The sequence below is a fragment of the Streptomyces sp. NPDC059567 genome (assembly GCF_042735655.1).
In the GTDB taxonomy this organism is placed as follows: domain Bacteria; phylum Actinomycetota; class Actinomycetes; order Streptomycetales; family Streptomycetaceae; genus Streptomyces.
In genome coordinates this window covers 23,440-29,573 of sequence record NZ_JBHWBS010000096.1, presented here as the reverse complement: position 1 = coordinate 29,573, position 6,134 = coordinate 23,440, and the positions used below count along the sequence as shown (strand labels likewise).

The window sequence follows — 6,134 nt, the reverse complement described above, 5'->3', positions numbered from 1 at the left end:
CGAGGTCCTGGACGGGGGCGAGCGCCGACTTCTGGCGGAGTGGACCGAGACGGCCGTCCCGGTGGTGGCGGGTTCGCTGCCGGAGCTGTTCGCGGGGGGGCGGGGGCGGGCGGCCGGGGCGCGCGGGGGGGGGGCGGGCGGGGCGGGTGCGGGTGGCACCCCCCCGCCACCGCGCCGCGGGGGGGGGGGGACCGCGGGCGCGCCCGGTCTCGGCCCGCGGCGCCGGGGGTGGCCTTGTGCCCCCCGCGCGCCCGCCGCGCGCCCCCGGCGCCGCGCGGCGCGCGGCCCGGGGGGCCGCTGGGCTCCCGGCACCGAGCAAAGGCATCATCACCATGAGGAACGGCTCCGGGCCGACGACCACCGGCACCTCGCCGCGGCGCCCTCCTTCGTTCAAGACGCTCGCCTGGATCGCGCTCTTCGGATCCCTGCTGCTGGCGGGCGCGCTGCGGGACAACGACCCCCCGCAGCCCACGGCGACACAGGCCGGCTCGCCGCCCGGCGTACGGACCGCTCCCCGAACCGCCCCGGACAGCCCCGGCCCCGCGCCACTGCCCGCGTCGGACCCGGTACGGATCCGGATCCCGGCCATCAAGGTCGATGCCTTCCTGACGCGCCTGGAGTTGGACGCCGAGGGCACACTGCAACCGCCGCCCGTGACGGCCCCCGCCCTGGCCGGCTGGTACGCCGACGGAACCACCCCCGGCTCGCGGGGGACTGCCGTGGTCGCAGGACACGTGGACACCCCTTACGGCCCGGCCGTCTTCCACCAGCTCGGCGCCCTGAAGAAGGGCTCCGAGATCGCGGTCGACCGCCAGGACGGCCGCACGGCCCTCTTCACGGTCGACGCGGTGGAGGTCCACGCGAAGGACGGCTTCCCCGACGACAAGGTCTACGCCGGCTCCGCCCGCCCCGAACTGCGCTTGATCACCTGCGGCGGCGGCTGGTCCGAGAGCACCGGCTACGAGGCCAACACCGTCGTCTACGCGACGATGAACGCGGTGAAGTAGCCGGCAGCGGCGTGGCGGTGGCCGATCCGGGCGAGTCCTACGACTCCTCGTCCGTTTCGCGGTCGCTGGGCCAGATCGCGATGGCGATCAGGACCGCCGCCCAGATGCCGAGGGGCGCGACCGGCCAGAAGTACACGAGCTCACCCTTCTGCAGGCAGCGCACGCCCCAGATGCCCGACATGATCACCAGGCCGCCGAGCCAGTAGCGCCACTCCGCGAGCCATTCGGCGAGGTCCTTGCGGTCCCGCTCCGCGCGGGTGGGCTTCGAGGCGGGCAGGTCGGCCGTCAGGGCGGCGAGTTCCGCGGCGGTCCTGGCCTCGACGGCGGTTCCGGCGCGGGCCGCGTGTTCCGGCGGATCGAGCCGGCCCTCGGCGAGGGCGGCGGCCAGGACGGCGAGGGTCCTGTCGCGGTCCTGGTCCGAGATCCGCAGAGCAGGCGTGCCGGGACGGCTCCGGTCGTCCATCATCGTGCTCCCCCTTCGTTTAGGATACGACTGTATCTCAAAGAGGGAGTGTGTCGGATGCCCAAGACCGTCGACCGGCGGGAGCAGCGCCGGCAGATCGGCGCGGCCCTGCTCCGTCTCGCCGCCGAACAGGGCCTGGACCAGGTCAGTGTGCGCACCGTCGCCGCCGAAAGCGGCCGCTCCGCCGGTGCCGTGCAGAAGTACTTCGGCACCAAGGAGGACATGCTCGTCTTCGCGGCCGAACTGGCCGGTGAGCGCATCGAGGAACGGATGGCACGGGTGGACGCGGGCCTGCCCCCACGGCAGGCGCTGCGCGAGCTGATCCTCACCACGCTCCCTCTCGACGACGAGCGCCGAGCCGAGGCCGCGGCCCAGCTCGCCTTCGCCGTCCACGCGGCGCACCATCCCCGCCTCGCGGCCATCCGGCGGCAGGTCGACCACGACGTCAGGCAGGCGCTCGTGGCATGGCTGGAGACCGCCGCGTGCCCCGCGCCGGCCGCGACCGCCGACGCCGTCATCGCGCTCTCCGACGGTCTGGCGCTACGGATGCTGTACGCCCCCGAGGAGCACACGTCCCTGCTCGCCGCCCTCGATCACGCGCTCGACACGCTGACCTCCATGGGGCGTTAGGCCGGGGCGGGGGCTTCGGCAGGGGCGTTCGCCGGGTCGGTCGTTGCGGCGCCCCCGCCCCCTCCACGCCCTTCGCACCCGCGAACTCGACCGGGAGCGGCCATAATTGGCATGCGTTTCATGCTCGCGGCCCTGACCAGGCCCTCGCGGGCACCACCATGGAGAGACCGGGGGTAGGCCATTCTTTACCTGATCGTCGCCTGTGACGTCCTGTTCTGGGTGCTGTTGTCGAGCGGATTGGCGGCGCGCTACATCGCCGGCCGGCGCAGACTGGGCGGGGCGCTTCTCCTGTGCATGCCCCTGCTGGACGTCGTGCTGCTGGCAGCGACCGTCATCAGTGTGCGCAACGGCGCGGAGCCGAGTGTCTGGCACGGTCTGTCGGCCGCCTACCTCGGGATCACCGTGGTCTACGGCCACAGCACGCTGCGCTGGGCGGACCGGAAGTTCGCACAGCGATACGGCAACGAGCCCGAACCCACCGCACCGACGCTGTACGGCCGCCAGGCGATCGTCGCGGCCTGGCTCTCCTGGCTGCGCTTCCTGCTGGCGTACGGGATCAGCGTCGGCCTGACGGCCGGTCTGATCGCCCTGGCCGGGGGAGTGCGGGAGGGGGCGCCGCTGCTGGTCTGGCTGAACCCGCTGACCAAGATCCTCGTCTACTCGGTGATCTGGCCGCTGATCACCACCCTCCGACCGGGCACGGCGCCGGCTCCGCGGCCGGACGGCGAACGCTCCTGACTCCAGGCGTCACTCCCGACCGATTCCCGTCCCCGCGAGCCAGCCGACGAGCTCCCGCTGCACGGCCGCCCGCTGCTCCGCCGTCGCCGGGGCGGCGCTCACGAGTGCGAAGTGCACACCCTGCGGGGCGCCGGACAGGAGGATCCGGCGGGCGTTCGAGCCCCCGGGCTCGGGGGCGACGGCGATCGCGCCCGTGGCCCCGGGCCCGGTGACCGTGCCGAGGTCCGACACGACCGTGGTGGTGGCGGGATCGAAGCCGGCGGGGAGGTGCAACTCCGTCGGCGCTTCCCCGCCGTCGCCCCGCCACACCAGGATGCCGTACGGCCGGTCCGGGCCCACGAGTCGCCGAGACTCCGGCATGGTGTCGGGAATCCGGCTCCATGTCGTCATCCTGCCCGCGTCGTGCGAGCGGTCCTCGTAGAGGAACGCGAGCGTGCGTCCGGCGACCGCGCTCGGGTACAGCCGGTCGACGAGCCGCGCGTCCTGGCGGAGCACCGGGGCGCCACTGTCGTCGAGGCGCACGGCGGACAGGTCCTCGTCGTTCCACGCGTCGCCCTCGGTGCGGATCTTCTGCGGGTTGTCGTTCATCGCCTCGTGATGGCGTCCGCTGTAGATGTCCCACTGCCACTGATGCGCGGACAGGACGGGCCCCGAGGCGGCCGGGGTCCGCCACCAGGCGCGGCCGTCGAGTCCGCTGTCGAGCGCCTGGTACAGCCCCTTGAGGACCGACGGTGCCTTGTCCGACGACGTTCCGGTCAGCGGATGGCCGAACTCGCTGACGACGGCCGGGGTGCCGAGGGCCGTGGAGCGGCCGCGTACGGCCTGGAAGTCCGTGGCGTACTCGCCGTCCTTGGCCTTGGTCAGGTCGAAGAAGCCCGACATCCGCGCCTGGTCGTAGAAGTGCGTGTTGAAGACGTAGCGCGGCCCCAGCGGGCCCACGCCGCCCAGCCCGCCGGGCTGCTTCATGAAGGACAGGTTGGAGTTCCAGAACATGTTCGGCTCGACGAGCGCGGGCTTGTCCCGCCAGCCCGCCGCGTCCATGCGCGCCCGGAACCTCTCGTAGAACGGCCACAGCAGCCCCTTCTCCCAGCTGCTGCCGTCCTGCCCGTCCGCGTACTGCCCCGCGTAGGGCTCGTTGTACGGGTCGAAGCCGGCGATGCCCGCGAACTCCGCGGGCTCCAGGTGCGTCGCGAGATACGCCATGGTCCTCTGGGCGGTGTCGAGGAAGGCGTCCTGGATGCCGTTGCGATTGGTCCAGAAGTCGCGCATGGCGTCCTTGACCGTCCGGTTCTGGGTGATGTTCTGGCCCCAGTGGGCGCAGATGCCGCAGAACTCGCGTGGGTAGCCGCCCGCCTCGACGACCCAGCGCGGTGCGCCGTCGCCCGAGTACCAGCTGTCCTCGTCGAAGACGTACCGCGAGAACAGGTCCTGGTGGAAGTCGGGGTACACGCGCAGTCCGACGGCGAGGAACTCCCGGATCTGCGCCGTCGCCCGGCTCAGGTACTGCTCGTCGACCGTGCCGCGCGTGGGCTCCGCCGCCGCCCAGGACAGCAGGAACCGGACCGAGTTGGCGCCACCCAGCTCGCGTACGGCCCGCGCGGACGTGCGTGCGTCCTCGACACCGGCGAAGGGCAGTCCGCCGTTCTCGGCCAGCTTGGTCTCGCCGGACACGTTGAAGCCGCGCAGGACGACCTCGCGTCCGTACCCGTCGACGAAGCGGGTCCCGCTGACGGTCAGTTCGGCCGCCCGCGTGTCGTACGGCGCGGCTTCGCCGGCACGCGCCGGCGCTCCCGCGTACAGCACGCAGGACACGAGGGCCATGAACGCTGCGCCCCACGCCCCTCGTCCGTACCGGTGCGACCGACGTAACCCCTGGGTGGCCATGGACGTACTGTCATGCGCGTCTGACGAACCGTCAAGAACGAGAGCCCGGCGTTAACCGCGCGTGAACGAGGAATTTCCTACCGACCGGTAGACATGGCGTCGCACAGGCCTGAATCTAGTCGCGAACATGCCAAACCGTCGTGTTCGTCCAGACACGTCCGACCGGACGTGTCTCCGTCCACAGGAGATCCCCCACATGCATCGCCACACTCTCGGCGCCAGAACGGCCCTGTCCGCCGCCGCGGCAGTCGGCATCCTGGTCGCGTCCCCGGCCACCGCCACGGCCGCGCCCGCGTCGGCCCAGGTCAGCGTGACCGCCGCATCCACGGTCGGCGTCGCCGACCTCGCCGGTGTCGACTACGGAACGTGGCGCCGCGACGTCAAGGCCGTCGTCGACACGGCCCGGCCGTACATCGAGCAGCGCACCGCGAACGCCGACGGTGAGAAGCAGGCGATCGTCCTCGACATCGACAACACCTCGCTGGAGACGGACTTCCACTTCTTCCTGCACCTGCCCACCCCGGCCGTGCAGGACGTCCGCGACCTGGCCCGCTACGCCCACTCCCGCGGCGTGGCCGTCTTCTTCGTCACGGCACGCCCCGGCATCATCCACGCCCTCACCCAGTACAACCTGAAGGCCGAGGGCTACCCCGTCTCCGGCCTCTACGTACGCAGCCTGCCCGACCTCTTCGAAGAGGTCAGCACGTACAAGACGGCCAAGCGCGCCGAGATCGAGGCCCGCGGCTACACGATCATCGCGAACATCGGCAACCGCCCCACCGACTTCGTCGGCGGTCACGCCGAGCGGACGTTCAAGCTGCCGGACTACGACGGCAAGCTCTCCTGACCCGACGGGCCCGCCCCGGACCCGCCCGCCCGCGCGGGTGCCGGTCCGGGGCGCGTCCGTACCCCGGGATCACGGCATCCTTCCGGCACCGTCGCCGGCCCGGAGCCGTGATCAGCCGGTGGTGAAGAGGTGCTCGGGCACGTCGTCGAGGACGAACCCGTTGTCGAGGCGGACGCGGACCGTCACACGGTCCTTCTCCCGCTCGTAGGCCTGCCACGCCGGTACCAACGAGGCGATCCGTTCCTCCAGTTGGCCCCTGCTCCCCGGAGGCATCTGGTGGCCGAAGTCCTCGAGGAGCGACGTGAGCCTGAGGTACTCGCGGACCTCATGGCCCTGCTCCTTCACGTGGGAGTCGACCCGCTCGACGGTGCCCTCGATCCCCGCCCCGAGGGCCAGGGAACCGGCGACGGTGTCCTCTCCGGCGGGGGAGTCCTCGGCCGGGGTCACCGTGCCGGTCAGCCTCAGCTCCACCGCCAGCCGCACCCGGTGGCCCTCGTTCAGCGTCATCGATCCTTCATCGCTCCTGGTCGGTCGGGCCGCGACCCGTACGCCCGAGGCGGCCTGG

At 72.2% G+C, this 6,134-nt stretch carries 7 protein-coding genes; 4 read left to right on the top strand and 3 right to left on the bottom strand.

What is annotated here, in order from left to right:
• Positions 1-332 precede the first annotated feature (332 nt).
• The gene (locus ACFVZW_RS30500) at positions 333-1,007 is read left to right on the top strand and encodes a class F sortase (RefSeq protein WP_384527994.1); all 675 of its coding nucleotides are present in this window, start codon (positions 333-335) and stop codon (positions 1,005-1,007) included.
• Between the two features lie 37 nt (positions 1,008-1,044).
• Here ACFVZW_RS30500 and ACFVZW_RS30495 read toward each other — a convergent pair whose 3' ends face one another.
• Positions 1,045-1,473, bottom strand: coding sequence for a DUF1707 domain-containing protein (locus ACFVZW_RS30495; protein WP_384527991.1), 429 nt, complete (start codon positions 1,471-1,473; stop codon positions 1,045-1,047).
• Positions 1,474-1,527: 54 nt separating this feature from the next.
• Here ACFVZW_RS30495 and ACFVZW_RS30490 point away from each other — a divergent pair, with 54 nt between their 5' ends.
• A complete protein-coding gene (locus ACFVZW_RS30490; protein ID WP_384527988.1) occupies positions 1,528-2,100 on the top strand; it encodes a TetR/AcrR family transcriptional regulator in 573 nt (190 codons plus the stop codon).
• Between the two features lie 294 nt (positions 2,101-2,394).
• Entirely contained in the window at positions 2,395-2,838 is a 444-nt protein-coding gene (locus ACFVZW_RS30485) for a hypothetical protein (protein WP_384527985.1), read from the top strand.
• Positions 2,839-2,847: 9 nt separating this feature from the next.
• Here ACFVZW_RS30485 and ACFVZW_RS30480 read toward each other — a convergent pair whose 3' ends face one another.
• Positions 2,848-4,659 (bottom strand): cellulase family glycosylhydrolase, encoded by a 1,812-nt coding sequence (locus ACFVZW_RS30480; protein ID WP_384527983.1) that lies wholly within the window; start codon positions 4,657-4,659, stop codon positions 2,848-2,850.
• A 259-nt stretch (positions 4,660-4,918) separates the two neighbouring features.
• Here ACFVZW_RS30480 and ACFVZW_RS30475 point away from each other — a divergent pair, with 259 nt between their 5' ends.
• Entirely contained in the window at positions 4,919-5,569 is a 651-nt protein-coding gene (locus ACFVZW_RS30475) for an HAD family acid phosphatase (protein WP_384527980.1), read from the top strand.
• 111 nt (positions 5,570-5,680) lie between these two features.
• Here the strand turns inward: ACFVZW_RS30475 and ACFVZW_RS30470 are convergent, their stop codons facing one another.
• On the bottom strand, positions 5,681-6,076 hold the full coding sequence (locus tag ACFVZW_RS30470) for a hypothetical protein (protein ID WP_384527978.1): 396 nt from the start codon (positions 6,074-6,076) through the stop codon (positions 5,681-5,683).
• Between the last annotated feature and the right edge of the window lie 58 nt (positions 6,077-6,134).